Annotated in this window: 24 protein-coding genes and 1 pseudogene; 14 read left to right on the top strand and 11 right to left on the bottom strand. The window is 72.8% G+C overall.

The annotated features are described in order from the left end of the window. Window positions 1-12 precede the first annotated feature (12 nt). From ACF9IK_RS14335 to ACF9IK_RS14325, 3 genes are all read left to right on the top strand, one after another. Window positions 13-1413, top strand: a complete 1401-nt coding sequence (locus ACF9IK_RS14335; RefSeq protein WP_395294594.1) for a cystathionine beta-synthase — start codon at window positions 13-15, stop codon at window positions 1411-1413. Between the two features lie 492 nt (window positions 1414-1905). After that, entirely contained in the window at window positions 1906-2244 is a 339-nt protein-coding gene (locus ACF9IK_RS14330; protein ID WP_238949627.1) for a hypothetical protein, read from the top strand. A gap of 191 nt (window positions 2245-2435) precedes the next feature. After that, window positions 2436-3734 (top strand): L,D-transpeptidase, encoded by a 1299-nt coding sequence (locus tag ACF9IK_RS14325; RefSeq protein WP_395294593.1) that lies wholly within the window; start codon window positions 2436-2438, stop codon window positions 3732-3734. 115 nt (window positions 3735-3849) lie between these two features. Here the strand turns inward: ACF9IK_RS14325 and ACF9IK_RS14320 are convergent, their stop codons facing one another. Then, window positions 3850-4212 carry a cupin domain-containing protein gene (locus ACF9IK_RS14320; RefSeq protein ID WP_395294592.1) on the bottom strand — a complete coding sequence of 121 codons (363 nt, stop codon included), beginning with the start codon at window positions 4210-4212 and terminating at the stop codon, window positions 3850-3852. 107 nt (window positions 4213-4319) lie between these two features. Continuing rightward, window positions 4320-4997 carry a peptide-methionine (S)-S-oxide reductase MsrA gene (gene msrA / locus ACF9IK_RS14315; RefSeq protein ID WP_395294591.1) on the bottom strand — a complete coding sequence of 226 codons (678 nt, stop codon included), beginning with the start codon at window positions 4995-4997 and terminating at the stop codon, window positions 4320-4322. 109 nt (window positions 4998-5106) lie between these two features. Here msrA and ACF9IK_RS14310 point away from each other — a divergent pair, with 109 nt between their 5' ends. After that, window positions 5107-6261 carry a cystathionine gamma-synthase gene (locus ACF9IK_RS14310; protein ID WP_395294590.1) on the top strand — a complete coding sequence of 385 codons (1155 nt, stop codon included), beginning with the start codon at window positions 5107-5109 and terminating at the stop codon, window positions 6259-6261. A 16-nt stretch (window positions 6262-6277) separates the two neighbouring features. On the opposite strand, the gene ACF9IK_RS14305 is transcribed toward ACF9IK_RS14310, so the two are convergent. Then, window positions 6278-6757, bottom strand: coding sequence for a MarR family winged helix-turn-helix transcriptional regulator (locus ACF9IK_RS14305; RefSeq protein WP_395294589.1), 480 nt, complete (start codon window positions 6755-6757; stop codon window positions 6278-6280). A gap of 122 nt (window positions 6758-6879) precedes the next feature. Between ACF9IK_RS14305 and ilvA the strand changes: the two genes are divergently transcribed. The 3 genes from ilvA (at window position 6880) to ACF9IK_RS14290 (ending at window position 10235) form a co-directional block, all read left to right on the top strand. Beyond that, a complete protein-coding gene (gene ilvA / locus ACF9IK_RS14300) occupies window positions 6880-8091 on the top strand; it encodes a threonine ammonia-lyase (protein WP_313765315.1) in 1212 nt (403 codons plus the stop codon). 208 nt (window positions 8092-8299) lie between these two features. Then, complete coding sequence (locus ACF9IK_RS14295; protein WP_395294588.1) at window positions 8300-9376, top strand: ATP-binding cassette domain-containing protein; 1077 nt, start codon at window positions 8300-8302, stop codon at window positions 9374-9376. 1 nt (window position 9377) lies between these two features. Continuing rightward, window positions 9378-10235: an ABC transporter permease gene (locus tag ACF9IK_RS14290; RefSeq protein WP_395294587.1), complete on the top strand. Its 858-nt coding sequence runs from the start codon at window positions 9378-9380 to the stop codon at window positions 10233-10235. A 71-nt stretch (window positions 10236-10306) separates the two neighbouring features. On the opposite strand, the gene greA is transcribed toward ACF9IK_RS14290, so the two are convergent. Together greA and ACF9IK_RS14280 are read right to left on the bottom strand one after the other, a co-directional pair. Next, complete coding sequence (greA, locus tag ACF9IK_RS14285; RefSeq protein ID WP_395294586.1) at window positions 10307-10807, bottom strand: transcription elongation factor GreA; 501 nt, start codon at window positions 10805-10807, stop codon at window positions 10307-10309. A 377-nt stretch (window positions 10808-11184) separates the two neighbouring features. Next, entirely contained in the window at window positions 11185-11598 is a 414-nt protein-coding gene (locus ACF9IK_RS14280; protein WP_395294585.1) for a DUF4307 domain-containing protein, read from the bottom strand. 290 nt (window positions 11599-11888) lie between these two features. Here ACF9IK_RS14280 and mca point away from each other — a divergent pair, with 290 nt between their 5' ends. Then, the gene (mca, locus tag ACF9IK_RS14275; RefSeq protein ID WP_395294584.1) at window positions 11889-12794 is read left to right on the top strand and encodes a mycothiol conjugate amidase Mca; all 906 of its coding nucleotides are present in this window, start codon (window positions 11889-11891) and stop codon (window positions 12792-12794) included. A 46-nt stretch (window positions 12795-12840) separates the two neighbouring features. Further along, entirely contained in the window at window positions 12841-13032 is a 192-nt protein-coding gene (locus ACF9IK_RS14270; RefSeq protein WP_148643133.1) for a hypothetical protein, read from the top strand. 216 nt (window positions 13033-13248) lie between these two features. Here ACF9IK_RS14270 and ACF9IK_RS14265 read toward each other — a convergent pair. Next, window positions 13249-13653: pseudogene (locus ACF9IK_RS14265) on the bottom strand (type II toxin-antitoxin system VapC family toxin); the annotation flags it as partial. Window positions 13654-13829: 176 nt separating this feature from the next. On the opposite strand from ACF9IK_RS14265, the gene ACF9IK_RS14260 reads away from it, so the two are divergent. Further along, on the top strand, window positions 13830-14375 hold the full coding sequence (locus tag ACF9IK_RS14260) for a Uma2 family endonuclease (protein WP_395294583.1): 546 nt from the start codon (window positions 13830-13832) through the stop codon (window positions 14373-14375). Between the two features lie 84 nt (window positions 14376-14459). Here ACF9IK_RS14260 and ACF9IK_RS14255 read toward each other — a convergent pair whose 3' ends face one another. The 4 genes from ACF9IK_RS14255 to ACF9IK_RS14240 form a co-directional block, all read right to left on the bottom strand. After that, complete coding sequence (locus tag ACF9IK_RS14255; RefSeq protein WP_395294582.1) at window positions 14460-14939, bottom strand: IS5 family transposase; 480 nt, start codon at window positions 14937-14939, stop codon at window positions 14460-14462. 54 nt (window positions 14940-14993) lie between these two features. Next, on the bottom strand, window positions 14994-16175 hold the full coding sequence (locus ACF9IK_RS14250; RefSeq protein ID WP_395294581.1) for an FAD-dependent monooxygenase: 1182 nt from the start codon (window positions 16173-16175) through the stop codon (window positions 14994-14996). Beyond that, entirely contained in the window at window positions 16172-16816 is a 645-nt protein-coding gene (locus ACF9IK_RS14245) for a TetR/AcrR family transcriptional regulator (RefSeq protein ID WP_395294580.1), read from the bottom strand. The genes ACF9IK_RS14250 and ACF9IK_RS14245 overlap by 4 nt, the downstream gene beginning before the upstream one ends. A 297-nt stretch (window positions 16817-17113) precedes the next feature. After that, entirely contained in the window at window positions 17114-17440 is a 327-nt protein-coding gene (locus ACF9IK_RS14240; RefSeq protein WP_395294579.1) for a hypothetical protein, read from the bottom strand. A 170-nt stretch (window positions 17441-17610) separates the two neighbouring features. On the opposite strand from ACF9IK_RS14240, the gene ACF9IK_RS14235 reads away from it, so the two are divergent. Together ACF9IK_RS14235 and ACF9IK_RS14230 are read left to right on the top strand one after the other, a co-directional pair. After that, complete coding sequence (locus ACF9IK_RS14235) at window positions 17611-19683, top strand: thioredoxin domain-containing protein (RefSeq protein ID WP_395294578.1); 2073 nt, start codon at window positions 17611-17613, stop codon at window positions 19681-19683. A 125-nt stretch (window positions 19684-19808) separates the two neighbouring features. Next, window positions 19809-20660 carry a sterol desaturase family protein gene (locus ACF9IK_RS14230; protein WP_395294577.1) on the top strand — a complete coding sequence of 284 codons (852 nt, stop codon included), beginning with the start codon at window positions 19809-19811 and terminating at the stop codon, window positions 20658-20660. A 33-nt stretch (window positions 20661-20693) separates the two neighbouring features. On the opposite strand, the gene ACF9IK_RS14225 is transcribed toward ACF9IK_RS14230, so the two are convergent. Beyond that, window positions 20694-21626, bottom strand: coding sequence for a hypothetical protein (locus ACF9IK_RS14225; RefSeq protein WP_395294576.1), 933 nt, complete (start codon window positions 21624-21626; stop codon window positions 20694-20696). A 267-nt stretch (window positions 21627-21893) separates the two neighbouring features. Here ACF9IK_RS14225 and ACF9IK_RS14220 point away from each other — a divergent pair, with 267 nt between their 5' ends. After that, window positions 21894-22583 (top strand): papain-like cysteine protease family protein, encoded by a 690-nt coding sequence (locus ACF9IK_RS14220; RefSeq protein ID WP_395294575.1) that lies wholly within the window; start codon window positions 21894-21896, stop codon window positions 22581-22583. A 9-nt stretch (window positions 22584-22592) separates the two neighbouring features. Then, window positions 22593-23474: a hypothetical protein gene (locus ACF9IK_RS14215; protein ID WP_395294574.1), complete on the top strand. Its 882-nt coding sequence runs from the start codon at window positions 22593-22595 to the stop codon at window positions 23472-23474. The last annotated feature ends 81 nt before the right edge of the window (window positions 23475-23555 follow it).

Raw genomic sequence — 23555 nt, 5'->3', positions numbered from 1 at the left:
GGGAGGACCCCCGTGCGGTACCACAACTCGATCATCGACCTGGTCGGCAACACGCCGCTGGTCAAGCTGAACAAGGTCACCGAGGGCATCAGCGCGACCGTGCTGGCGAAGGTCGAGTACTTCAACCCCGGCGGCTCGGTGAAGGACCGGATCGCGATGCGCATGATCGAGGCCGCCGAGGCCTCGGGCGCGCTGAAGCCCGGCGGCACCATCGTCGAGCCGACCTCCGGCAACACCGGCGTCGGCCTGGCGATCGTGGCCCAGCAGAAGGGCTACAAGTGCATCTTCGTCTGCCCCGACAAGGTGTCCACCGACAAGATCAACACGCTGCGCGCGTACGGCGCCGAGGTGGTCGTCTGTCCGACCGCGGTCGCCCCGGAGCACCCGGACTCCTACTACAACGTCTCCGACCGCCTGGTCCGCGAGACGCCCAACGCCTGGAAGCCGGACCAGTACTCCAACCCGGACAACCCGGCCTCGCACTACTACTCCACCGGCCCGGAGCTGTGGGAGCAGACCGAGGGGAAGATCACTCACTTCGTGGCCGGCGTCGGCACCGGCGGCACCATCTCCGGCACCGGCAACTACCTGAAGGAGGTCTCCGGCGGCAAGGTCAAGGTGATCGGCGCCGACCCGGAGGGCTCGGTGTACTCCGGCGGCACCGGCCGGCCGTACCTGGTCGAGGGCGTCGGCGAGGACTTCTGGCCGACCGCCTACGACCGCAACGTCGCGGACGGGATCGTCGCCGTCTCCGACAAGGACTCGTTCCAGATGACCCGCCGCCTCGCCAAGGAGGAGGGCCTGCTGGTCGGCGGCTCCTGCGGCATGGCCGTGGTGGCCGCGCTGGAGGTCGCCCGGGACCTGGGCCCGGACGACGTCGTGGTCGTGCTGCTGCCGGACGGTGGCCGCGGCTACCTGTCCAAGATCTTCAACGACGACTGGATGGCCGACTACGGCTTCCTGCCGTCGGCCACCGACGAGGCGCACATCGGCGAGGTGCTGGCCCGCAAGGACGCCATCGAGCACGAGGGCATCCCGCAGTTCGTCCACATGCACCCGAACGAGACCGTCGCCGAGGCGGTCCGGGTGCTGCGCGAGTACGGCGTCTCGCAGATGCCGGTGGTCTCCCCCGGCGCCGGGCACCCCGACATCATGGCGGGCGAGGTGGTCGGCTCGGTGGTGGAGAAGCTGCTGCTGGAGGGCGTCTTCTCGAACGAGATCCAGCTGACCGACACGCTGGACAAGGTGATGTCCAAGCCGCTGCCGGTGGTCGGCTCGGGCGAGACCGTCACCAACCTGATGACCGTGCTGGAGAAGGCCGACGCCGCGGTGGTGCTGGTCGAGGGCAAGCCGCAGGGCATCGTCACCCGCCAGGACCTGCTGGGCTTCCTCACCAGCCGAACCGGTCACTGACCCCGGGTCAGCCCGGCTCCGCGCCGCCGCGGCTGAGGGTTCGTCCGCGGGTGAAGTGGTACATCCGCGTCACCTGCGCGCAGCACGCGCTTAACACGGCTCGTGCATCGTTGGGGTCGACGGCGAGATGCCGAGCGAGGCGACGGCGACCGACCGGGAGCGGCTCCCCGGTGGGCGTGGTCGTCTCAGGACACGCAGGTCGGCCCTGATCCGGCCGGCCGTGTCCCGTCCGCGGGAGGCGCCGTCGTCCCGCTCCTGCCCGGCTCCAGCCGGTGTCAGGGTGCGGTGGCTCCCGCGGCAACCGCCGCGCCGCTCGGCGCGTCTCCGCGGCTCCCGGGTGGGGGAGCCCCGGCGGAGGCGGCAGGGCCGGTCCTTCTCCGGAGGGGCCGGCCCTGCTGGTTGCCGGGGTGCTGATGGGCGCCGGATGCCGCGGTGCGCGTCCGGGGTGCCGCGGTCCGGTGCCTGCGGGTGGTTTCCCGTACGCTCGCACGCATGACCAGCACTGACACGACCGGCCAGGACGCCCCGCGCTACGTCCGGCTCAGCATCGAGCTCATCGCCGAGATCACCGACGAGGGCGCGCTGAAGGCGGCCGCCCTGCAGCAGGTGGCGGACGACGAGTACCTCGACGACGACGAGCGCGCCCAGTCCGTCGAGGCCATCGAGGTGGACCCGTCGGGTTCGCTCGCCCACTTCATCGACCCGGTCGCCCTCCTCGGCGACGTCCCGGGCGTGGAGCTCGCCTCCGCGACCTGGGAGTCCGCCCAGACCGAGTTCGACCCGGAGGGCGAGGGCTGGGACGAGTACACGGTGGAGGAGTCCGCCGAGTAGCCGCCCGCCCGCCACGGCTCGTGAGCGCCCGACCTGCCCGCGCAGGTCGGGCGCTCTGTCCATATTTGGCATGTTTGGCGGCCAGTTGAGTAGTCTCATACCAACGTCTCCCGTTGGTGATGGAACCGTGAAGGGGTGGATTGCGTTCTTGTATCCGTAATGCCCGGGATGATCAGCAGGGAGAGCGCGACGTGACACCACGGGACGGGCGGGGCCGGGCGGCCGGCGGGCACTGGAGTCGGCGCGGCGTGCTGGCCGGGCTGATCGGCGCACCGGTGCTGCTGCTGGCGGCCTGCAACGACAGCAAGGGCGACGAGGGCGGCGGCCCGGCCGGCGGGTCCGGCTCCTCGGGCGGATCCGGCTCCTCGGCGGGCGGGAACGGGGCGGCGGCCGGGGCGAGCAGCTCGCCGAAGACCTCGGTGGCCGTGATCACCGTGACGCCCGCCGACGGTGCCACCGCCGCCAGCTTCAGCGACCCGGTCAAGGTCACCGTCACCGGCGGCACGCTGGGCACGGTCAAGGTCGTCGACTCGGCCGGCAAGGCGCTGGCCGGCGAGCTCTCCGCGGACGGCACCGGCTGGACCTCGGCCACCGCGCCGGTCAGCGGCACCAAGTACACCGTCACCGCCACGGCCACCGACAAGGACCGGCTGGAGGCGAACGCCAACGCCACCTTCACCACGGCCACCCCGGCCAACACCTTCGTCGGCTACTTCACCCCCGAGGACGGATCCGTCGTGGGCGTCGGCATGCCGGTCTCGATCAACTTCAGCAAGCCGGTCACCGACCGCCGGGCCGTCCAGCAGGCGATCACCGTCATAGCCGAGCCGGGCGTCGAGATCGTCGGGCACTGGTTCTCCAGCACCCGCCTCGACTTCCGGCCGCAGGAGTACTGGGCCAAGGGCACCGAGGTCACCCTCAAGCTCCGGCTCAAGGACGTCCAGGGCGCCAAGGGCGTCTACGGCACGCAGTCCAAGGACGTCCGCTTCACCGTCGGCCGTGCCCAGACCAGCGTCGCCGACCTCGCCGCGAAGAAGCTCACCGTCACCACCGACGGCCAGGTGAGCGCGGTCTACGCGATCTCCGGGGGCTCGACCGAGTACCGCACCTGGGGCGGCAAGATGGTCATCTCCGAGCAGTTCCAGCAGACCCGGATGAATTCGCAGACCGTCGGCCTGGGCAGCGAGTACGACATCTCCGACGTGCCGCACGCCCAGCGGCTCACCACCTCCGGCACCTTCATCCACGGCAACTACTGGTCCTCGCCGTCGATCTTCGGCAGCCAGAACACCAGCCACGGCTGCGTCGGCCTCCGCGACGTCAAGGGCGCGCAGGACCAGGGCGCGGACGGCGCCAGGTTCTACAAGAGCTCGATGATCGGCGACGTGGTCGAGGTGGTGAACTCCGGCGACAGGACCGTCGAGCCGTCCAACGGGCTGAACGGCTGGAACATGGGCTGGGCCGCCTGGAAGGCCGGCAGCGCGCTCTGAGCCCAGGGCCGCCCGGCCCGCACGCCCCGCCCGCACGCCGCCCGCACGCCCGGAAGACGCCCCACCGCCCCGGCCGGGCAGCCCGGCGGGGCGGTGGCGGCGGACCCGGGCGGGGTCAGCGCTTGGCGTAGTCGGCGAAGCCCTGCCAGTCGATCACGACGCAGGGCTCGTCGCCGAGGACCCAGGCGTCGTGGCCGGGCGGGCAGATCATGAAGTCGCCGGGGCCGAACTCCGCCTCCTCGCCGTCGTCCATCACGATCTTCATCCGGCCGGAGAGCACGTACCCCGTGTGCGCCGCCTGGCAGGTCTCGGTGCCCGCGATCGGCTTGATGTGCTCGGTCCACCGCCAGCCCGGCCGGAACACCCCACGGCCGACCGCGCCGCCCTCCTGGTTGACCAGGCGGACCTCCCCCATGCCCGCCTCGAAGGGGCGGACCTCCTCGGGATCGTCGAAGCTCCTGCGGACGAGACCGGCCATCGGTTCCTCCTCGGGACGGCGACGGGCCCCGCCACCAGCGCTCGGTGACGGGGCCTGCCGGTTGGTCCTTCCAGTCTGCGCCGCCGGCGCCCCAGCTGCCCGTCCGCTCAGCCCCCGGTGCGGGCGACCCCGATCGGGCAGCTCGCGCCGGTGCCGCCGAGGCCGCAGTAGCCGTTCGGGTTCTTGGCGTCGGACAGGTACTGCTGGTGGTACGGCTCGGCCGGGTAGAACGGGCCGGCCGGGGCGATCTCGGTGGTGACCGGGCCCAGCCCGATGGCGGTCAGCGCGGGCTGGAAGGCGTCCCGGGTGGCCGCCGCGGCCGCCGCCTGGGCCGGCGAGTGGGTGTAGACGGCGGACCGGTACTGGGTGCCGACGTCGTTGCCCTGCCGGTTTCCCTGGGTGGGGTCGTGCGCCTCCCAGAAGGTCTTCAGCAGCCGCTCGTACGGGATCACCGCCGGGTCGAAGACGACCCGGACCGCCTCGGTGTGCCCGGTCAACCCGCTGCACACCTCGTCGTACGTCGGATTGGGGGTGAATCCGCCCTGGTAGCCCACCAGCGTCGTCCAGACGCCCGGCAGGCGCCAGAACGTGCGCTCGGCACCCCAGAAGCAGCCGAGGCCGAAATCGGCCACTTCCAGCCCCTCCGGGTACGGGCCGGTGAGCGGGTTGCCCAGCACCGTGTGCGGCTCGCGCAGGGTGAAGGCCGGCGACTCCCGGCCGGGCAGTGCCTGGTCGGCGGGGACGAGCGAGGTCTTGACGCGGTTGAACAGCACGGCCTGCTCCATCGGGTCGGGAAGGGTGGCGCAGGTTTCAACGCGGACGGCCGCCCGCGGATTCCGGGCACTCCCGCCCTTCCGGGAGGCGGCCCGGCGTTCGGCCACTACGCTCGGACACATGACCGAGCACCAGCTTCCCCAGGGCTTCGAGACCCTCGCCATCCACGCGGGTCAGGAAGCAGACCCCCAGACCGGGGCCGTCGTCACGCCGATCTACCAGGTGTCCACCTACAAGCAGGACGGGGTGGGCGGCCTGCGGGGCGGCTACGAGTACAGCCGCAGCGCCAACCCGACCCGCACCGCGCTGGAGGAGTGCCTCGCGGCGCTGGAGGGCGGCGCCCGCGGCCTCGCCTTCGCCTCCGGCCTCGCGGCCGAGGACACCCTGCTGCGCACCGTCCTCAAGCCGGGCGACCACATCGTGATCCCCAACGACGCCTACGGCGGCACCTTCCGGCTGTTCGCCAAGGTCCTGACCCGCTGGGGCGTCGAGTTCTCCGTCGCCAACACCCAGGACCTCGCCACCGTCCGGGAGGCGCTGCGTCCCAACACCCGCGCGGTCTGGGTGGAGACCCCGTCCAACCCGCTGCTGGGCATCACCGACCTGACCGCGCTCGCCGAGATCGCGCACGGCGCCGGCGCGCTGCTGGTCGTCGACAACACCTTCGCCAGCCCGTACCTGCAGCAGCCGATCGCGCTCGGCGCCGACGCGGTCGTGCACTCCACGACCAAGTACATGGGCGGGCACTCGGACGTCGTCGGAGGTGCCCTGGTGCTGGCCGACGCGGCCCTCGGCGAGGAGGTCGCGTACCACCAGAACGCGATGGGCGCGGTCTCCGGCCCGTTCGACGCCTGGCTGGTGCTGCGCGGCATCAAGACCCTCGGCGTCCGGATGGACCGGCACAGCTCCAACGCCGAGAAGGTCGCCGAACTGCTGGCCGGCCACCCGAAGGTCAGCCAGGTGCTGTACCCGGGCCTGCCGGAGCACCCCGGCCACGACATCGCCGCCAAGCAGATGAAGGCCTTCGGCGGCATGGTCTCCTTCCGCGTCGACGGCGGCGAGGAGGCGGCGGTCGAGGTCTGCAACCGCGCGCAGCTGTTCACCCTCGGCGAGTCGCTGGGCGGCGTGGAGTCGCTGATCGAGCACCCGGGCCGGATGACCCACGCCTCGGTGGCCGGCTCGGCCCTGGAGGTCCCCGCGGACCTGGTCCGGGTGTCGGTCGGCATCGAGTCGATCGACGACCTGCTGGCCGACCTGCAGCAGGCCCTCGGCTGACCAGGCCCCGCAACGGTCAGGCGCCCTGCCGGCCCGCCGTGTACGACTCCATGGAGCGGTTGAAGCGGGCCAGCAGGGCGCAGAACGCGCGCTGCTCCTCGGGCGGCCAGTCGGCCAGCAGCCGACGGGCCAGCTCGGCCCGCCCGGCCAGGACCTCGGCCAACCGGCCGGCGCCGAGCGGGGTCAGCGCGAGCCGGACGGCGCGGCGGTCGGCCGGGTCCTGGACCCGGCCGACCAGGCCGGCCGCGACCAGCGGGGCGACCTGCCGGGTGACGGTGGAGGAGTCGACGCCGAGCGCGTCGGCCAGGGCCTTGACGTTGGCGGGCCCGTGCCGCTCCAGCCGGTCGAGCAGCAGGTAGGCGGCCCGGTCCAGGGCGCCCAACCCGCCGGAGCTGCGGACCTGTTCCATCCGCCGGGCGAGCACCGCGAGCTGGTACTGGAGCTGGGTGTGCACGGGGTCGGTGCGGTCGGTGGCCTGGGGCGAGGGCGTCGTCATCGCGGCTCACGATCGTCGTGCGGTGAGAGAGGCTCAGAACCAGCAGCGTACGCGGCGGGGACGGGCCCGGGAACAGTCCCGACATCCCCGGTCGGCGGTGCCGCCGGTCGTAGGCTGCTGCCATGCACAGCTGGCCGATCACCATCGACGACGTCCGCGGCGCCCAGAAGATGCTCGCCGGGGTCGCCCGGGTCACGCCGATGGAGGGCAGCCGCCACCTCTCCGCGCTGATCGGCTCGCCGGTGCACCTGAAGTGCGAGAACCTCCAGCGCACCGGCTCGTTCAAACTGCGCGGGGCGTACGTGCGGATCGCGGGGCTCTCGCCGGTGCAGCGGGCCGGCGGCGTGGTCGCGGCGAGCGCCGGCAACCACGCTCAGGGGGTGGCGCTGGCGGCCTCCCTGCTCGGGGTGCGCTCGACGGTCTTCATGCCGGTGGCCGCGCCGCTGCCCAAGGTGGCGGCGACCCGTGAGTACGGCGCCGAGGTCCGGTTGCACGGTGCCACCGTGGACGAGGCGCTGCTGGCCGCGCAGCGGTACTCGGAGGCGACCGGCGCGGTGTTCATCCACCCCTTCGACCACTGGGACGTGGTCACCGGCCAGGCCACCGTCGGCCTGGAGATCCTGGAGCAGTGCCCGGAGGTGCGCACCATCCTGGTCGGGGTGGGCGGCGGCGGGCTGCTGGCCGGGATCGCGGCAGCGGTGAAGCCGCTGCGCCCGGACGTGCGGGTGATCGGGGTGCAGGCGGCGGGCGCGGCCGCGTACCCGCCCTCGCTGGCGGCGGGGCGCCCGGTCTCGCTGGAGCACTTCGCCACCATGGCGGACGGGATCATGGTCGGCCGGCCGGGGGACATCCCGTTCGAGGTGGTCAACACCCTGGCGGACGGGGTCCGGACGGTCTCCGAGGACTCGCTCTCCCGGGCCCTGCTGCTCGGCCTGGAACGGCTGAAGCTGGTGGTCGAGCCGGCCGGGGCCAGCCCGGTGGCGGCACTGCTGGAGCACCCGGACGCCTTCGAGGGCCCGGTGGTGGCGGTACTCTCCGGCGGCAACATCGACCCGCAGCTGATGCAGCGGGTGCTCCGGCACGGTCTGGCGGCGGCCGGCCGCTACCTGTCGCTGCGGGTGCGGCTGGCGGACAAGCCGGGCTCGCTGGCCGACCTGCTCGGGGTGCTGACCCGGCTGGACGCCAACGTGCTGGACGTGGCGCACGTGCGGATCGACCCGCGACTGGGGCTGGCCGAGGTCGAGGTGGACCTCCACCTGGAGACCAAGGGGCCGGAGCACTGCGCGGCGGTGGTCGGCGAGCTGCGCGACGCGGGGTACGTCGTCTCCCGGTAGGCCTCCCGTTCGCCGTCCGCCCCTCGGTTGTCGGTGGGCCCCGTCACGATGGCGGAGCCCCGACCCTTGACGCGATATATCGCGTGCTGCGAAACTCGCGATACATCGCGTTCTGTGGCGGCACGGTGAAACCGGGTCGCCTGCTCGCCTCGATCAGGGGCAGAGTGGGACAGATCGCTCATATCGTCCGAGGAGATGAGGCAGGCCCATGGCGCCAGCCATCCAAGCCGAGAACCTGGTGAAGACCTTCGGCGACGTACGAGCCCTGGACGGCGTCAGCCTGGACGTCCCCGAGGGCACGGTGCTCGGGCTGCTCGGCCCGAATGGCGCCGGCAAGACCACCACCGTGCGCGTCCTCACCACCCTGCTCCGCCCCGACTCCGGCCGCGCCACGGTGGCCGGCGTCGACGTGCTCAAGCACCCGAACCGGGTCCGCAGCCTGATCGGGCTCTCCGGCCAGTACGCCGCGGTCGACGAGTACCTGACCGGGTTCGAGAACCTCCAGATGGTCGGCGAGCTCTACCAGATGAGCGCCCGTGACGCGAAGGCGCGCGCGCTGGAGCTGCTGGAGTGGTTCAACCTCACCGAGGCCAGGGACCGCACCGCCAAGACCTACTCCGGCGGCATGCGCCGCCGCCTCGACCTCGCCGCCGCGCTGGTCGTCCGGCCGCCGGTGATGTTCCTGGACGAGCCGACCACCGGCCTGGACCCGCGCAACCGGCTCGCCCTCTGGGAGGTGATCGAGACCCTGGTCGAGCAGGGCACCACGCTGCTGCTCACCACCCAGTACCTGGAGGAGGCCGACCGGCTCGCCCACGACATCGCCGTGGTCGACCACGGCCGGGTCATCGCCCGCGGGACGGCCGACCAGCTGAAGGCGCAGATCGGCGGCGAGCGGATCGAGGTCGTGGTGCACCGTGCCGACCTGGTCGCCGACGCCGTCTCGGCGCTCTCCGCGTACGCCCTCGGCGAGCCGGCGGTGGAGAAGAACACCCGCAGGATCACCGTGCCGGTCAGCGGCGGCGCCAAGGTGCTAGCGGACGCCATCCGCGAGCTGGACGCGCGCTCGATCGAGATCGACGACATCGGCCTGCGCCGGCCCACCCTGGACGACGTCTTCCTCTCCCTCACCGGCCACGTCACCGAGACCGAGGAGGAGGGCGGCGCCGCCGGCAAGGGCGGCCGGGGCCACGGGCACGGCAAGGGCCGCGCCGGCCGCAGCGACGACGACGGCAGCGGTCCGGGCCCCGACAAGCAGGCCGTCGCGGCCGGCAAGGAGCTGTGAGATGACGACCGCCACCGAGCACGCCATCGGCGGTGCGGTACCCAGGCAGCGCCGGGGCGCGGCCGCCACCCTGCACGACTCCTGGGTGGTCGCCAAGCGGAACCTGCGCCGGATGACCAGGATCCCCGAGATCGTGGTGTTCGGGCTCATGCAGCCGGTGATGTTCGTGCTGCTGTTCTCGTACGTCATGGGCGGGGCCATCCAGATCCCCGGGACGCAGGCCAGCTCCGACACGTACATCCAGTTCCTGATGGCGGGCATCTTCGCCCAGACCGTCACCTTCGCCACCGCCGGCGCCTCGGCCGGCATCGCGGAGGACATGACCAAGGGCCTGGTGGACCGGTTCCGCTCGCTGCCGATGGCCCGTTCCGCGGTGCTGGTCGGCCGCACCCTGGCGGACCTCTGCCAGACCGCCTTCACCCTGGTGGTGCTCGCGGTGGTGGCGCTGGCGGTCGGCTGGCGGATCCACGACGGCGTGCTGTCGGCGCTGGGCGCGTTCGGGCTGCTGCTCCTGCTCGGCTACGCCTTCTCCTGGATCGGCGCCCTGATCGGCCTCTCGGTGCGCAGCCCCGAGGCGGCCACCTCGGCCGGGCTGATCTGGCTCTTCCCGCTGACGTTCATCTCCAACGCCTTCGTGCCGATCAGCTCGATGCCGGGCTGGCTGCAGCCGATCGCCTACTGGAACCCCTTCAGCGCCACCGTGCAGGCCTGCCGTGACCTCTTCGGCAACCAGGTCGGCCCGGTGGACTCCGCCTGGCCGATGCAGCACGCCGCCCTGGTGTCGGTGCTCTGGTCGGTGCTGATCACCGCCGTCTTCTCCTGGCTGTCGGTGCGCAAGTACCGCGCGGCCGCGGGCTGACGCCCGGCGCGCCCGAGCCCCCGGACGCCTGCGGGGCCGGACACGTGGCGCCGGACGCACGAGGGCGGGGATCAGCCGTTGTGCGGCTTCACATCGGTGATCTTGACCGAGGCCTGCTTGCCGTTGGGCAGCTCGTAGGCGGCCTCGTCGCCCACCTTCCTGCCGTCGATGGCGCGGCCCAGCGGGGACTGCGGCGAGTAGATGTCCAGGTCGTCGCTGCCGGCCATCTCGCGCGAGCCGAGCAGGAAGGTCATCGTGTCGTCCTCGTCGCCGTCGAAGGCGACCGTGACGACCATGCCCGGGGCCACCACGCCCGAGTCCGCGGGGGCCTCGCCGACCTTGGCGCGCTCCAGGAGCTGGGTGAGCTGGCGGATGCGCAGCTCGTACTTGCCCTGCTCCTCCTTGGCGGCGTGGTAGCCGGCGTTCTCCTTGAGGTCACCCTCTTCGCGCGCCGCCTCGATCTTCTGGGCGATCTCGATGCGCCAGGTGCCGGTCAGATGGTCCAGCTCGGCCTTGAGCTGGTCGTAGCCGGCCTGAGTGAGCCAGGTCACGTGGTCGCTGGTCTGGGTCACAGGTGCTCCTCGTAGGTGCTGGGGCTGTGCTGAGGGTGTGAGTCGTCAGCAGGTCGGTGGTGGAGATATCGGTGGTGGAGATATCGGTCGTAACTACAAAGCAACGCCCGCTCCCGTACCTCTTGGTGCGGAAGGGGCGAAACCACGAGCCTAACAACTCCCGCCGACAAGCGGGAGGGCCGTTGGCGTGCCGTTGACGGTGGCGTTGCGCCGAGATGTACAGGAGCCGGTCCGCAGGACTCCTCTACGGATTCCCGGTCTCCAGATGGAATATGCGCCCGCTCGGCGGCGGGGCTCCGACGATCACCAGGCCGGGAGGCCTGCGGACCGGTCCGCCGGGCGCCCGACCGCCCTGCCCCGGGGGCGCGTGGCGGGGGTCACTTGGCCGGGGTGCAGCCCAGCAGCTCGGCGGTGGTGCCGCGGGCGGTCGTCCGAAGACTCACCCACGCGTCGTAGCTGGAGCCGCCGGCCGGGACGGGGAAGTCCGCCACGCCGACCACCGCGCCGTCCGCGCCCTGTGAGCGGACGGTGCAGCTGCCCGAGGTGCCCTCGCTCTTGCGCACGGCCAGGTGCAGCTTCATCTCGCCGTCCGAGACCGCCTCGAAGGTCGGCACGAGCCCGTTCATCGTGGTCTCGCGGATCAGGTAGGAGCCGCCGAGCCAGGCCAGCAGGCCGAGCGCGACCACGGCGCAGACCGCGCCCACCGCCTTGAGGCGGCGGTCCGTCTCGCGGTCGTCGCGCCGGCCGTAGCGCCCCTCGGGCAGCTGCGGGGTGGTGATGCCTGCGGTCATCGGGCTCGTTCCTCTCCTGCGAGGGCCTGCTCCCGGCCCGGGGCCGGGCGACGCCCCGGTGATGCCGGGGGAATGCGACGCTCCTCCAGTCCGTCACTATAGGAGGGGCACGCCCGCGGCCGGTCCGGCGGGGGCGGGGCTCGGCCGTGCCGGCGGCGCGGCGGCTGATCGCCGCGGCGCACTCTCCGGCCGGTCCCGCGGTGACGCGGCCCCGAACCGAGCGGCTCAGACCGATGGGCGGACCGGCCTTGCGGGCGGGACGCCCGGACATTGTGGAAGGAACGCACGCGTTGACTGAGCAGTTGCGACTGATGGCGGTGCACGCCCACCCGGACGACGAGTCCAGCAAGGGCGCGGCCACCATGGCCATGTACGTCGACCAGGGGGTGGACGTGCTGGTGGCCACCTGCACCGGGGGGGAACGCGGGTCGGTCCTCAACCCCAAGCTGCAGGGGCGGCCGGAGATCGAGGAGAACATCCACGAGGTCCGGCGCAAGGAGATGGACGAGGCCCGTGCGATCCTGGGGATCAGGCAGGCCTGGCTGGGCTTCGTCGACTCGGGCCTGCCCGAGGGCGACCCGCTGCCGCCGCTGCCGGAGGGCTGCTTCGCCCTGCAGGACGTCAAGGAGGCGGCCGAGCCGCTGGTGCGACTGATCCGAGAGTTCAAGCCGCAGGTCGTCACGACCTACGACGAGAACGGCGGGTACCCGCACCCGGACCACATCATGACCCACAAGATCACCATGCTGGCCTTCGACGCCGCCGGTGACCCGGACGCCTACCCGGACGCCGGCGAGCCCTGGCAGCCGCTGAAGCTCTACTACAACCACGGCTTCCCGATGGGCCGGATCCGCGCCCTGCACGCCTACCTCACCGAGCACGGCCTGGAGTCGCCCTACGGCGAGTGGATCGCGGGCTGGGAGAAGAGCGGCCGCAAGGAGCGCGAGATCACCACCCGGGTCCGCTGCGAGGACTGGTTCGAGACCCGGGACCGGGCGCTGATCGCGCACGCCACCCAGATCGACCCGGACGGCCCGTGGTTCCGCGTCCCGCTCGACGTCCAGCGCGAGGTCTGGCCCACCGAGGACTACGAGCTGGCCCGCACCCTCGTCGACGTCGACCTGCCGGAGCACGACCTGTTCGCCGGCCTGCGCGCCCCCAGCCTGGCGGCCGAGGCCGCCGACACGCGCGACTGACCCCCCCGATGGCCCGGCTCCCCGTGAGCCGGGCCACCATAGAGATATGAGTGCCCCCGTGAACCTCACCCACCTCGCCGCCGAGCTCGCCCTCGACGAGACCAAGGTGACCCCCGGCCTGCTGGGCTTCGTGGTCTTCGCCGCCCTCGGCGTGGCCACCTGGTTCCTGGCCAAGTCGATGAACAAGCAGTTCAAGCGCGTCGACTTCGTCGAGGAGCCCGAGGCGCCGAAGGAGTGAGACCGGGCCCCGTCCGCGCGCCGCCACGCAAGGACGGGGGCACACCGAACCGTCTCGCGGACGCGACCTCGCCGTGCCTCCTGTGGCATCCCGGCATCCCGGTGCTCCGGTGGTCCCGGGGAGCCGCAGGCCTTCGAGGCGGTACTGCTGGGCGCCGGCTGTGCCTTGTGCCACCGGTGCCAGTGAACTCACAGACCCAGTAGCCGGCGGTGCTTGCACGTCTCTGATGGTCACGCGTTTCCCGCAGAGCTTCGACCAGTCGTCACGGTCGGAGGTCAGAACGATCACGGGGCCCGGGGCGCGGAGCGCGAGCGCGGCGACGAGGGCGTCGATCGCGGACTTGTCTCCGTGCAACCCCCCTGCGTCCTGAAGCAGCTCCACGGCGGTCAGGGAGTCCTCCTGGCTGACCGGTTCCACGCGCAGCCGGGAGAGCACCCGCTTCAAGCGCGCCAGATCGGTCTTCCCGTGTACGGCTTCGACAACGGTCAGCGCGGACACGAGGACGGGAACCCCGGCCTGCCGGGATGCCTCGATACGAGCCGCCGTACCGCGGTCGTTGCGCAGGAGCAGGGAGAGCGCTTCGGAGTCGAGCAGCAGCGAGCGGGCCGGCTGCTCCTTCACGCGGCGCCCCGCTCGGCGTCCTCGGCGTTCTCGTCCCCGAACAGCTCGCGACGTGCGGCTTCGATCTCCGGCTCCGTGAGCGCACCCTGCTGCTCTCGCTGGGCCGGCAACCTCGTCGTGGACCCCGGGCGGGAGCGTGGCCCCATATCCTGAGAGGCGACAGGAAGGAGCCGTTGATGAGCGTCGACGCGGTCATGCACACCGAGTTCCCCGCTGGGTACGTGGTCTTCTTCGGTACTGACGGGAAGGTGGTCATGACTCCGCAGAGCTTTGAGCACTCCAGCACGATCAAGTCGATGCAGATCGACTCGCTCTCGCTCGGCCGGCACGCGAAGACCGCCTCCGACGTGTATCTGGACTTCCCCGCCGACGAGAACTCGGCCCCGGACTTCGCGATCCTGCGGGAGGACGCACAGCGACAGGGCAAGCGCTACAGCTTCGAGGACGTCCTGCTGATCGCCGAAGTGGTGTCGGTCTCCTCCGCACGCAAGGACTACGACGACTGCACCGCGAAGTACGGACGCTACGGCATCCCGGTCTATGTGGTGGTGGACCCGTACGCCGCGGAGGTCGTCGTCCACACCCAGCCCACCGGCTCCGGCTACATCGCGGCGCACACCCACAAGTACGGGTCGGGCAAGCTGCCCATCGAGCTGGCCGACGGACGCACCTACACCCTCGACCTGGACGAGCTGCCCAGGCCCGAGGCAGATGCCGGCTAAGCACCCGCTGCGGGTGCAGTGGGCAGCTCTGGCATCAGGCCCTTGCCCGAGCTGGGGCGAGCCGGTCCGGGCAAGGGCCTGACCTCAGCCTCCGTGCTCCAGCGGTTTCTGGCCCTGCTCGCAGGCCAGATGGATCTTCGTGGTGAATCCGCCCTTGGACCGGCCCAGCCCGTGATCGTCCGGCTCGACGCCGAGTCCGCCGGGTGGTTCCTTCTGCCTCGCCCCGTCCCGGCGGGCACCGGCGGCATGCTGATGAGCCAGGCAGACGGTGGAGTCGACATTCACCTCCCACGTGATCAGCCCGGCCGCGTCGGCCCGCGTCTGCAACGGCGTCAACAGTCGGGCCCAGACACCCCCGCGCTGCCAGCGGCGGAACAGCCCGTAGACGGTCTGCCAAGGGCCGTACTCATCGGGAAGGTCCCGCCACGGCACCCCGGTTCGAACCCGCCAACGCACCCCGTCGATCAACCGCCGCCGACTCGGCTGCCTACGACTCGCACCCGCCGCAGGCAGCAACGACTCCAGCACCGACCACTGCTCATCAGAAAGATCCCCACGCCCCACAACATGATCATCGAGGAATGGGAGCGTGAACCGGAGCCCGACCTAAAGCACGGCCTAGCGGTCGCTCGTGGTCTCACGGGCCAGGACGGCCGGTTTTCCGGAGAGCGAGCGGGCCACGAGCCGCCCCACTCCGGGCAGTCCGGACAGTCGCATGGCCGCCCGCCTGGCGCGCAGGCGCGACGGCGACGCGGGGAGGAACCACTCGGCCGCCGCCCTGCCCGCCTCCTGCTTGTCCAGGGTCACCGGGCGCCAGCGCTGCTCGTATGCGGCCAGCCCGGCCGCCACGGACGACGCCCGGCCGAGTTCTTCGGCCAGCACGTACGCTCCCGCGACCCCGAGCGAGGCCCCCTGGCCCGCGAGCAGGGACACGGCGTAGGCGGCGTCTCCGACCAGCACCGTGCGCCCCCTGCTCCAACGGTCCATCACGATCTGCGCCACCTGGTCGTAGTACACCTCGCCGGACGGAGGGCACTTGCGCAAGGCGCGCGGGACGACCCAGCCGAGCCCGTCGTAGGCGTGGCGTACGGCTTCGCGGGTGTCACGTGGGACGTCTCCGCTCTCGGACCGGTGCACGCCGAAGGCGGCGACCCGCCCGTCGCGCAGGCCGTAGAGTCCCATCTGGCGATCGACCGTGTCGGTCAGGCAGAGCCGGCCCCGCACCTGCTCGAAGACGTCCGGGTCGTCGAAGACGTAGGCGGCCGTGTGGAACCCCCGGTACTTCAGGAAGGACGCCTCGTCGCCGAAGACCAGCCCGCGCACGGTGGAGTGGACGCCGTCGGCGCCGACCAGCAGGTCGGCCCGTTCGACGCTGCCGTCGACCAGGGTCACGCGCACCTCGTCGGGCGTCTCCTCGATGCCCGCGGGGCCGGTGCCGAAGCGCAGGTCCACGCCCGGCGGGAGCGTCTCGCGCAGCGCCAGCTCCAGGTCGGGTCGCATGATGCTCATCAGCCGCCCGCCGACCGCGCGCGAGAACTGGGTGTAGTCCAGGCCCGCGCGACGACGCCCGTGCTCGTCGACGAAGCTCGCCTCATCGATGCGGTAGGCCAGCTCCGTCAGCCGCGGAAGGAGCCCCATGGCCTCCATCGCGTCGTACCCCGGGCCGAAGAAGTCGACCATGTACCCCTGGGTCCGGGGGCCGGGAGCCTTCTCCAGCACCACGACGTTCCAGTCCAGCGCGTCCAGTCGACGCGCCAGGGCGAGCCCTGCGATCCCCGCCCCGCAGATCACTGCTTTCATGCCGTATCACCTGTTCCCTCGGCGGTCAGTCCTCCGCCGTAGACGGTCAGTACTTCCGGCGCCCAGCGTTCGAGGCCCGCGGCGGACAACGGGTCGGTCCCCAGGACCTCGGTCAGCCGTGGTCGCAGGAGGAGCAGCGCGAGGTCGTTGACGAGCAGGAACGCGGCCCGCACCTGCGGATCGCGTCCGCGTGCGGCCTGACCGGTCCGCTCCATCTCCTCCAGGGTCCGCAGGCTGAGCTCGAAGAGCCGGCGGAAAAGGGTCCGGCCGGCTTCGGCGTCCGACATCAGCAGCCGCCCCAGGTAGGCGGGGACCGGCGAATCCTCGGGCAGATGACGCAGTACGGCGGCCCCGAGGGAACGCGCCTGCCCCCTGGTCTGCTCGGGGCCCTCGGGACCGTGCGCCGAGACCTCGCCGAGCACCGCCTCGAAGACGGCGAGCACATGCCGGTCGACGTCCTGCCGCAGCCCGTCCTTCGAGCCGAAGTGGTGCAGTACGAGCCCCGGTGACACGCCGGCGGCCTGCGCGATCTGCCGTACGGACACCGCGTCGGGCCCGGACTCCGCGAAGAGCCGCAGGGCCTCGTCGCGCATGACGGCCCGACTCGTCCGATCGTTGCCGTCCCTCATGATTGAACGCATGTTCAGCATATTAAACGATCGTTCAGTCCGCGGGCAAGGGGCCCTTCACGGGGGCCGGACCTATGTCGCCGTGGGCCGGGTTCCGGTCGAACGGCGGCGTGCGATCAGGGGTGGTGGGCAGGGATCGGCTGGCCGCACTGCTGACGCCGCCCACGGGTGCGCCGTCACCCACCTGGCGAGTCGGCGGGTGGAGGTTCGTCAGGTCTGGAGGTATGAGGCGCCTCGATCGGACTGCGACGCATCACGATGCGTGTGCTCACGGTCAAGCACCGGCAGTGGGCGGCCTCTCGGTGCCCCCTACCGGGCTGCGAGATCGACCGTGGGGGAGAAGGGCGGGGTGGCCGTCACCGTGCCGGTGAACGTCTCGCCGTCCCGGTGGGCCGTGGTGGCGGGGCCGAGGATGTACGTGTAGACGATCGGGACGCCGGTGGCGGCCTGCTCGACGCGCCAGTAGAAGGGGATACCGGCCTTGGCGTACCGGTCCACCTTCACGATCCGGTCGGTGGTCTCCGAACCGGGCGACACGACCTCGATGCCGGCGCACTGCTCCTCGGACCAGGAGTCGTACTGTTCCGCGCTGATCTGCGAATGCATCCACGCGGGCGCCACCATCTCGGCGGTCATGGTGTACCTCCTGCGAGGAGTCCCGCCAGGCTCGGTGCCGCTGCTCCCGGCCTACCGTCCCGCGATGCCGCAATGCCCGACCCGGCAAGGCGTCCGGCCCGCTGCCCCGCCCGCGCACCTCGCCCGTGGCGCATGCGCCCCGTACGGGCAGGTACGCGAGGATGGGGGGCATGGCCAATCGACTCGCCCACGCCACGTCCCCGTACCTGCTCCAGCACGCGGAGAACCCCGTCGACTGGTGGGAGTGGGAGCCCGCCGCCTTCGAGGAGGCGAGGCGGCGCAACGTGCCGGTCTTCCTGAGCGTCGGGTACAGCTCCTGCCACTGGTGCCACGTGATGGCGCACGAGTCCTTCGAGGACGAAGCGGTGGCCGCGTACGCCAACGAGCGGTTCGTCGCGATCAAGGTCGACCGGGAGGAGCGCCCGGACGTCGACGCCGTCTACATGGAGGCCGTGCAGGCGGCGACCGGGCAGGGCGGCTGGCCCATGACGGTCTTCCTCACCCCCGACAAGGACCCGTTCTACTTCGGGACGTACTTCCCGCCCGAGCCCCGGCACGGGATGCCCTCCTTCCGGCAGGTGCTGGAGGGCGTGGACGCGGCCTGGCGCGACAGGCGCGAGGAGGTCGGAGAGGTCGCCGCCCGGATCCGGGCCGACCTGGCCGAGCGCGCCTCGGTCTACGCGGTGGGCGCCGGCGTGAACCGGCCCCCCGCCGAGGCCGATCTGCACCAGGCGCTGGTCGCCCTCAGCCGGGAGTTCGACACCCGGCGCGGCGGCTTCGGCGGCGCGCCCAAGTTCCCGCCGGCCATGGTGATCGAGTACCTGCTCCGCCACCACGCCCGGACCGGTTCCGAGGCGGCGCTGGAGATGGCCGGGCGGACCGCCGAGGCGATGGCCCGCGGCGGCATCCACGACCAGCTCGGCGGCGGCTTCGCCCGCTACGCGGTGGACGCCGGCTGGGTGGTGCCGCACTTCGAGAAGATGCTGTACGACAACGCGCTGCTGCTGCGCGCGTACCTGCACCTGTGGCGGTCCACCGGCTCCCCGCTCGCCCGCCGGGTGGCGCTCTCCACCGCCGACTTCCTGCTGCGCGAACTGCGCACCCCCGAGGGGGCGTTCGCCTCGGCCCTGGACGCGGACAGCCTGGACCCGGCCGGCGGCGAACAGGCCGAGGGCGCGTACTACGCCTGGACGCCCGGTCAGCTGGCCGAGGTGCTGGGGGAGGAGGACGGCCGGTACGCCGCCGAGCTGTTCGAGGTGACCGCGGCCGGGACGTTCGAGCACGGCGCCTCGGTGCTGCAACTGCCCGTCGACCCCGGGGACCCCGAGGCCCACGAGCGCGTCCGGGCCCGGCTGTTCGAGGCACGGGCCGCCCGCCCCGCGCCCGCGCGCGACGACAAGGTGGTCGCCGCCTGGAACGGGCTCGCCATCGCCGCGCTCGCCGAGACCGGGGCGCTGCTCGACCGGCCCGACCTGGTCGAGGCCGCCGAGCGCGCCGCCGACCTGCTGCTCGCCGTCCACCTCACCCCCGACGGCCGCCTGCTGCGCACCTCCCGGGACGGCCGGGCCGGCGCGAACGCCGGCGTCCTGGAGGACTACGCCGACACCGCCGAAGGGTTCCTCGTACTCTTCGCCGTCACCGGCGAGGCCGAGTGGCTGCAGCTCGCCGGCGGGCTGCTCGACACGGTGCTCAAGCACTTTGCCGACGAGGCCTCCGGCGCGCTGTACGACACCGCGGACGACGCCGAGGAGCTGATCCGGCGGCCGCAGGACCCGACCGACAACGCCACCCCGTCCGGTTGGACCGCCGCTGCCGGGGCCCTGCTCACCTACGCCGCGTACACCGGTTCGGCGCGCCACCGCACCGCCGCGGAGCGGGCGCTCGGCATCGTCGGGGCGCTGGCCGGCCGGGCGCCGCGGTTCATCGGCTGGGGCCTGGCCGTCGCCGAGGCGCTGGCCGACGGGCCGCGCGAGGTCGCGGTGATCGGCCCGGCCGGGACTCCGGCCACGGCCGCGCTGCACCGGGCCGCGCTGCTGGGCACCGCGCCCGGCGCGGTGGTCGCGGTCGGCGGGCCGGGCGCCGCGTCGGACGAGGTACCGCTGCTGGCCGGCCGGCCGCTGGTCGACGACGAGCCCGCCGCGTACGTCTGCCGGCACTTCGCCTGCGACGCGCCGACCACCGATCCGGCGGCGCTGGCCGAGCGGCTCGGGGCGCGGACGGGCCCGGGCGGCGCGGAGGGGTAGTGGCCGGGCCGGGGCGGCCGATCGGCTGCCGGCCGGTGGTGGGCTGCCCCATCCTGGACCTCCGTGGTTGAGAGCGGCCCGCCTCCGGGCCCGCCCGGGGCGGCCGCGGAGTGGGGGGCACGGTGATGGACGGACTTCTGGCGTGGGCGGGCGGGCTGAGCCCGGTCGCGGTGGTGGCGGGCGCGCTGCTCGCCAACCTCGGGCTGTTCGTGGTGGCGCTGGTCGCGGGCGGACTGCTGGTCCGGCGCTTCGGCGACCGGCGGGTGACGCCGCTCCCGCCGTCGCCCGACCGGCGGGAGCGGCTCCTCACGGTGACCGCAGTCCTGCTCAACGCCGGCCTCGGGGTGGCGGGTTGGGCACTCTGGCGGGCCGGCTGGATCCGGCTCTCGGCGGACACCGGGCTGCGTGCGGTCGTCGAGCTGCTGGCGTTCGCCCTGGTGATGGACGGTCTGATGTACGGCGGCCACTGGCTGGCCCACCGTCGCCGGCTCTACCGGCTGGCCCACGAGGTCCACCACGGCTACCCGGACCCGCGGCCGTCGACCCTCTTCGTGCTGCACCCGCTGGAGGTGCTCGGCTTCGGCGGCACCTGGATCGCGGTGCTCTGCCTGTGCGAGATCTCCGCCGCGGCGCTCTTCGGCTACGTCGGCCTCAACCTCGTCTTCGGCCTGCTCGGACACCTGGGTGTCGAGCCCTTCCCGGCCGGTGTCCGGCGGCGCGCGGTGTTCCGCTGGATGGCGCTGCCGATGTTCCACGCCGCCCACCACGCCGACCCCGCGGTCAACCTGGGCTTCTACACCACGGTGTGGGACCGGCTGTTCGGCACCATCGACCCCGGGTACGACGCCCTGCGCAGGGCCGAACGGCCGGTGCTGAAGGTGGCGGCGCACCAGGTGAACCGGGCGAACCAGGCCGAACGGGCCGAACGGGCCGAACAGCCGGGTCGGACCGATCGGGCGGGCCAGCCGCTCGCGTGAACCCGGCCGCCCGGCGGACCCGGCTCCCGGCCGCTATTCCCAGTCCCACCGGATCCCCAGCAGGCAGGGCCGCAGGGCCGTGCCGACCAGGTGGACGCAGTGGTGGCCGTCCAGGGTCAGCTCCTCCGTCTCGTACGGCTTCTCGCCGGGGGAGCGGAGGGCGAAGCGGTGGCAGCGCACCGGGAGGGCGGCCGGGTGGAAGGTGACCTGGAGGACGTACTGGCCGGCGCCGGAGTTGAAGCCGCGGACGTACTCGCTGCTGGGCCCGGGCGAGGGGGCGTCGTCGAAGCCGTAGCCGAGCAGGTGGGTGTCGCCGGTGCGGAGGCGGCGGTCGAGCAGGAGCTCGGCGACGAGGAGGTCGTGGGCGGCGTCGCGGCGGATCCGGCCGGGGCGGCAGTTCTCCTCGGCGCGGACGCCGACCCGGGTGACGTCGCAGCCGGGGTCGCCCTGGTAGATGGCCAGGTAGCGGTCGATGCCGTCGCGGTGGGCGCGCAGGGCGTGCTGGGAGTCGCGGCGGACCATCCGTCGGTCGGCGCCGATCCGGACCCGTTCGATGTGGGTGATGGTGTGCAGGCCGGTGTCGCGGGGGCCGGCGATGGTGGCGAGGAGGTCGTCGACCGCGGCGGCCGGGACGATGAGGTCCCGGTAGGGGCGCACGGGTGGGCCGGCCGGGTCGGCGGGGGTGGCCCGGCGCGGGCCGAGCAGCCGGGTGAGGGAGTGCTCGGGGAGGTCCAGGACCTCCTCCAACGCGGCTACCGCGCGCAGGGATTCGGCCCGTTCGGGGCGGCGGCGGCCCTGCTGCCAGTAGCTGAGACTGGTCAGGCCGACGTGGACACCGCGCTGGGCGAGGTGCTGGCGCACCCGGTGCAGGGCGAGGCCGCGGGCGGCGATGGCGGTGCGCAGGGCGAGGTGGAACGGCCCGGTGCGCAGGACGGTGGCGAGGTCGGCCCGGTCGGTCCGCTGCATGGCGGCCTCCTCGTGTCGAGCGGGGCGGGCACCGGTTCGTTCGGTCGTGAATATTCACATGCGGAGGGTGGTTTGTCACCGGTGGCGCCTGGGGGCGCCGGGGTCCGCGGGGCGGCGTTCACACCCGGGTGGTGGCGTTCACACCCGGGAACGGGGGCCGCGAGGGTCGTTGACCAGGCTCTCTCGACGGGGTGATGCTCATGGCGCGATCCGGACCGCACCCCCACACATCTCCACTCCTCTGCCTGCGCCAGGAGGAACTCCCCCATGTCAGTTCCACGGACACGCCTGCGCCGCGCGGTCTCGGTGCTCGCGCTCGGCGTGCTCGGCCCGGCGCTCAGCGTCGCGGCCGCCGCCCCGGCCTCCGCCGCCCCCAACGGCGCCCCCTCCGCCCGGTCCGCCCCCTCCGTCCGGTTCGTGCCGTCCGCCCAGGTGCGGCCGGCGGCCGCGGCGGGCAGCGCCGCCGACCTGGCCGGCACGTACAAGAAGCTCAACATCACCATGCAGCAGCAACAGCAGAGCAACTGGTGCTGGGCGGCGAGCGGCAACACGATCGCCACCTGGTTCGGCTACTCCTACAGCCAGAACCAGTTCTGCAACGCCGCGTTCGGCCGGGCGACCAACTCCGGCTGCCCCAACAGCCAGGCCACGCTCGGCGACGTGCAGAACGGCCTCGACTGGATCGGCGTCAACCCGGGCTCGTACGTCAACGGGTACCTGCGCTACAGCACCGTGCAGACCGAGGTGAACGCCGACCGGCCGATCGAGACCCGGATCCAGTGGAGCTCGGGCGGCGGCCACATGCACGTGGTCTACGGCTACGACACCTCGAACAACTGGGTCTACTGGGGTGACCCGTGGCCGTCCAACTACCGCTACAACTGGGCGGACTACAACTACTACGTGTCCAACGGCACGTTCTCCTGGACCCACTCCCTGTACCGGATCGGCGCGTGAGGGGCGACCATGACCAGCATCCGTAAGGCCGCCGCCGGCCTCCTGCTCGTCACCGGTCTCGGCCTGGCCGCCGCTCCGGCCGCCCACGCCGACGACCCGGCCGGTGTTCCCGCCGGCACCCCCGCGCCGGTCACCGCCGCCGAGCTGGCGCAGGCCCGCGGCGCGGCCCAGAGCCCGGCGGTCCTGGACCGGTTGGGCCACTTCTTCGCCCGCAAGGGCGCCCCGACGACCGGCCGGCCGACCGTCGGGGCGGCCGAGGAGGCCCGGGCGGCGCAGGAGGCCGCCCCGCGGCTCGCCGGCGACACCGTGCCGGTCTACACCCTGGACGCGGCCTTCGTGGCCGGGACCCCGGGCGCGCCGGTGGCGAAGGCCGAGTTCGCGGCCAGCAAGGCCGTCTCGGCGGACGGGCAGATCGCCTCGGTCTGGACGGTCAGGCAGGACGACGGCTGGCAGGTCGTCAACATCGCCTCCGGCGGCGACGAGAGCGACTACGCGGCTCGGGCGGCCGACGGCGGTGGCGGGACGGCGTTCCGCGAGCCGCAGCTCAACGCCTGGTACGTGCTGCGGGACGGCCGGGTACTCCCGCTGTCCGACGAGGCCCGGCGCTCGGTGGGTGCGTCCGGGGTGAGCCTGGCGGCGTACCAGCAGCTCGTCCGGCAACGGTACGGGGACAAGTTGCCCGGCTCGGCGTACGACCGGGCGGGGAAGGGCGGCGGCTACCAGCCGGACGCCACCGCGCAGTCGGAGCGGTCCGCGCGGTCCGCGGTGGCGGCGGGCGGCGGTGGCGGCGGTGCGGTGCTGCCGGCGACGGTGGCCGCGGCCCTGGGCGTCACCGCGCTCGCGTGCGGCGTGGCTGCTGGGCGGCGGCGGACGGGAGCCCGGCTCGGGTAGCGGTCCGGCGACGGTGGGCGTCCGACGGGGGCGGGCGCCCACCGGACCGGCGGGCGGGGTCCGGTGCACGGTGGCCGGGCC

It is taken from the genome of Kitasatospora hibisci (genome assembly GCF_043950205.1).
GTDB lineage: Bacteria > Actinomycetota > Actinomycetes > Streptomycetales > Streptomycetaceae > Kitasatospora > Kitasatospora hibisci.
This window is presented reverse-complemented; position numbering and strand designations above follow the sequence as displayed.

Bases quoted from the DNA above. Each gene is read 5' to 3' on its own strand.
- ACF9IK_RS14330 (WP_238949627.1), top strand. From the start codon at position 1,906: ATGACCAGCACTGACACGACCGGCCAGGACGCCCCGCGCTACGTCCGG.
- ACF9IK_RS14320 (WP_395294592.1), bottom strand. From the start codon at position 4,212: ATGGCCGGTCTCGTCCGCAGGAGCTTCGACGATCCCGAGGAGGTCCGC.
- msrA (WP_395294591.1), bottom strand. From the start codon at position 4,997: ATGGAGCAGGCCGTGCTGTTCAACCGCGTCAAGACCTCGCTCGTCCCC.
- ACF9IK_RS14310 (WP_395294590.1), top strand. From the start codon at position 5,107: ATGACCGAGCACCAGCTTCCCCAGGGCTTCGAGACCCTCGCCATCCAC.
- ACF9IK_RS14305 (WP_395294589.1), bottom strand. From the start codon at position 6,757: ATGACGACGCCCTCGCCCCAGGCCACCGACCGCACCGACCCCGTGCAC.
- ilvA (WP_313765315.1), top strand. From the start codon at position 6,880: ATGCACAGCTGGCCGATCACCATCGACGACGTCCGCGGCGCCCAGAAG.
- ACF9IK_RS14295 (WP_395294588.1), top strand. From the start codon at position 8,300: ATGGCGCCAGCCATCCAAGCCGAGAACCTGGTGAAGACCTTCGGCGAC.
- ACF9IK_RS14290 (WP_395294587.1), top strand. From the start codon at position 9,378: ATGACGACCGCCACCGAGCACGCCATCGGCGGTGCGGTACCCAGGCAG.
- ACF9IK_RS14280 (WP_395294585.1), bottom strand. From the start codon at position 11,598: ATGACCGCAGGCATCACCACCCCGCAGCTGCCCGAGGGGCGCTACGGC.
- ACF9IK_RS14270 (WP_148643133.1), top strand. From the start codon at position 12,841: ATGAGTGCCCCCGTGAACCTCACCCACCTCGCCGCCGAGCTCGCCCTC.
- ACF9IK_RS14260 (WP_395294583.1), top strand. From the start codon at position 13,830: ATGAGCGTCGACGCGGTCATGCACACCGAGTTCCCCGCTGGGTACGTG.
- ACF9IK_RS14250 (WP_395294581.1), bottom strand. From the start codon at position 16,175: ATGAAAGCAGTGATCTGCGGGGCGGGGATCGCAGGGCTCGCCCTGGCG.
- ACF9IK_RS14245 (WP_395294580.1), bottom strand. From the start codon at position 16,816: ATGCGTTCAATCATGAGGGACGGCAACGATCGGACGAGTCGGGCCGTC.
- ACF9IK_RS14240 (WP_395294579.1), bottom strand. From the start codon at position 17,440: ATGACCGCCGAGATGGTGGCGCCCGCGTGGATGCATTCGCAGATCAGC.
- ACF9IK_RS14235 (WP_395294578.1), top strand. From the start codon at position 17,611: ATGGCCAATCGACTCGCCCACGCCACGTCCCCGTACCTGCTCCAGCAC.
- ACF9IK_RS14230 (WP_395294577.1), top strand. From the start codon at position 19,809: ATGGACGGACTTCTGGCGTGGGCGGGCGGGCTGAGCCCGGTCGCGGTG.
- ACF9IK_RS14225 (WP_395294576.1), bottom strand. From the start codon at position 21,626: ATGCAGCGGACCGACCGGGCCGACCTCGCCACCGTCCTGCGCACCGGG.
- ACF9IK_RS14220 (WP_395294575.1), top strand. From the start codon at position 21,894: ATGTCAGTTCCACGGACACGCCTGCGCCGCGCGGTCTCGGTGCTCGCG.
- ACF9IK_RS14215 (WP_395294574.1), top strand. From the start codon at position 22,593: ATGACCAGCATCCGTAAGGCCGCCGCCGGCCTCCTGCTCGTCACCGGT.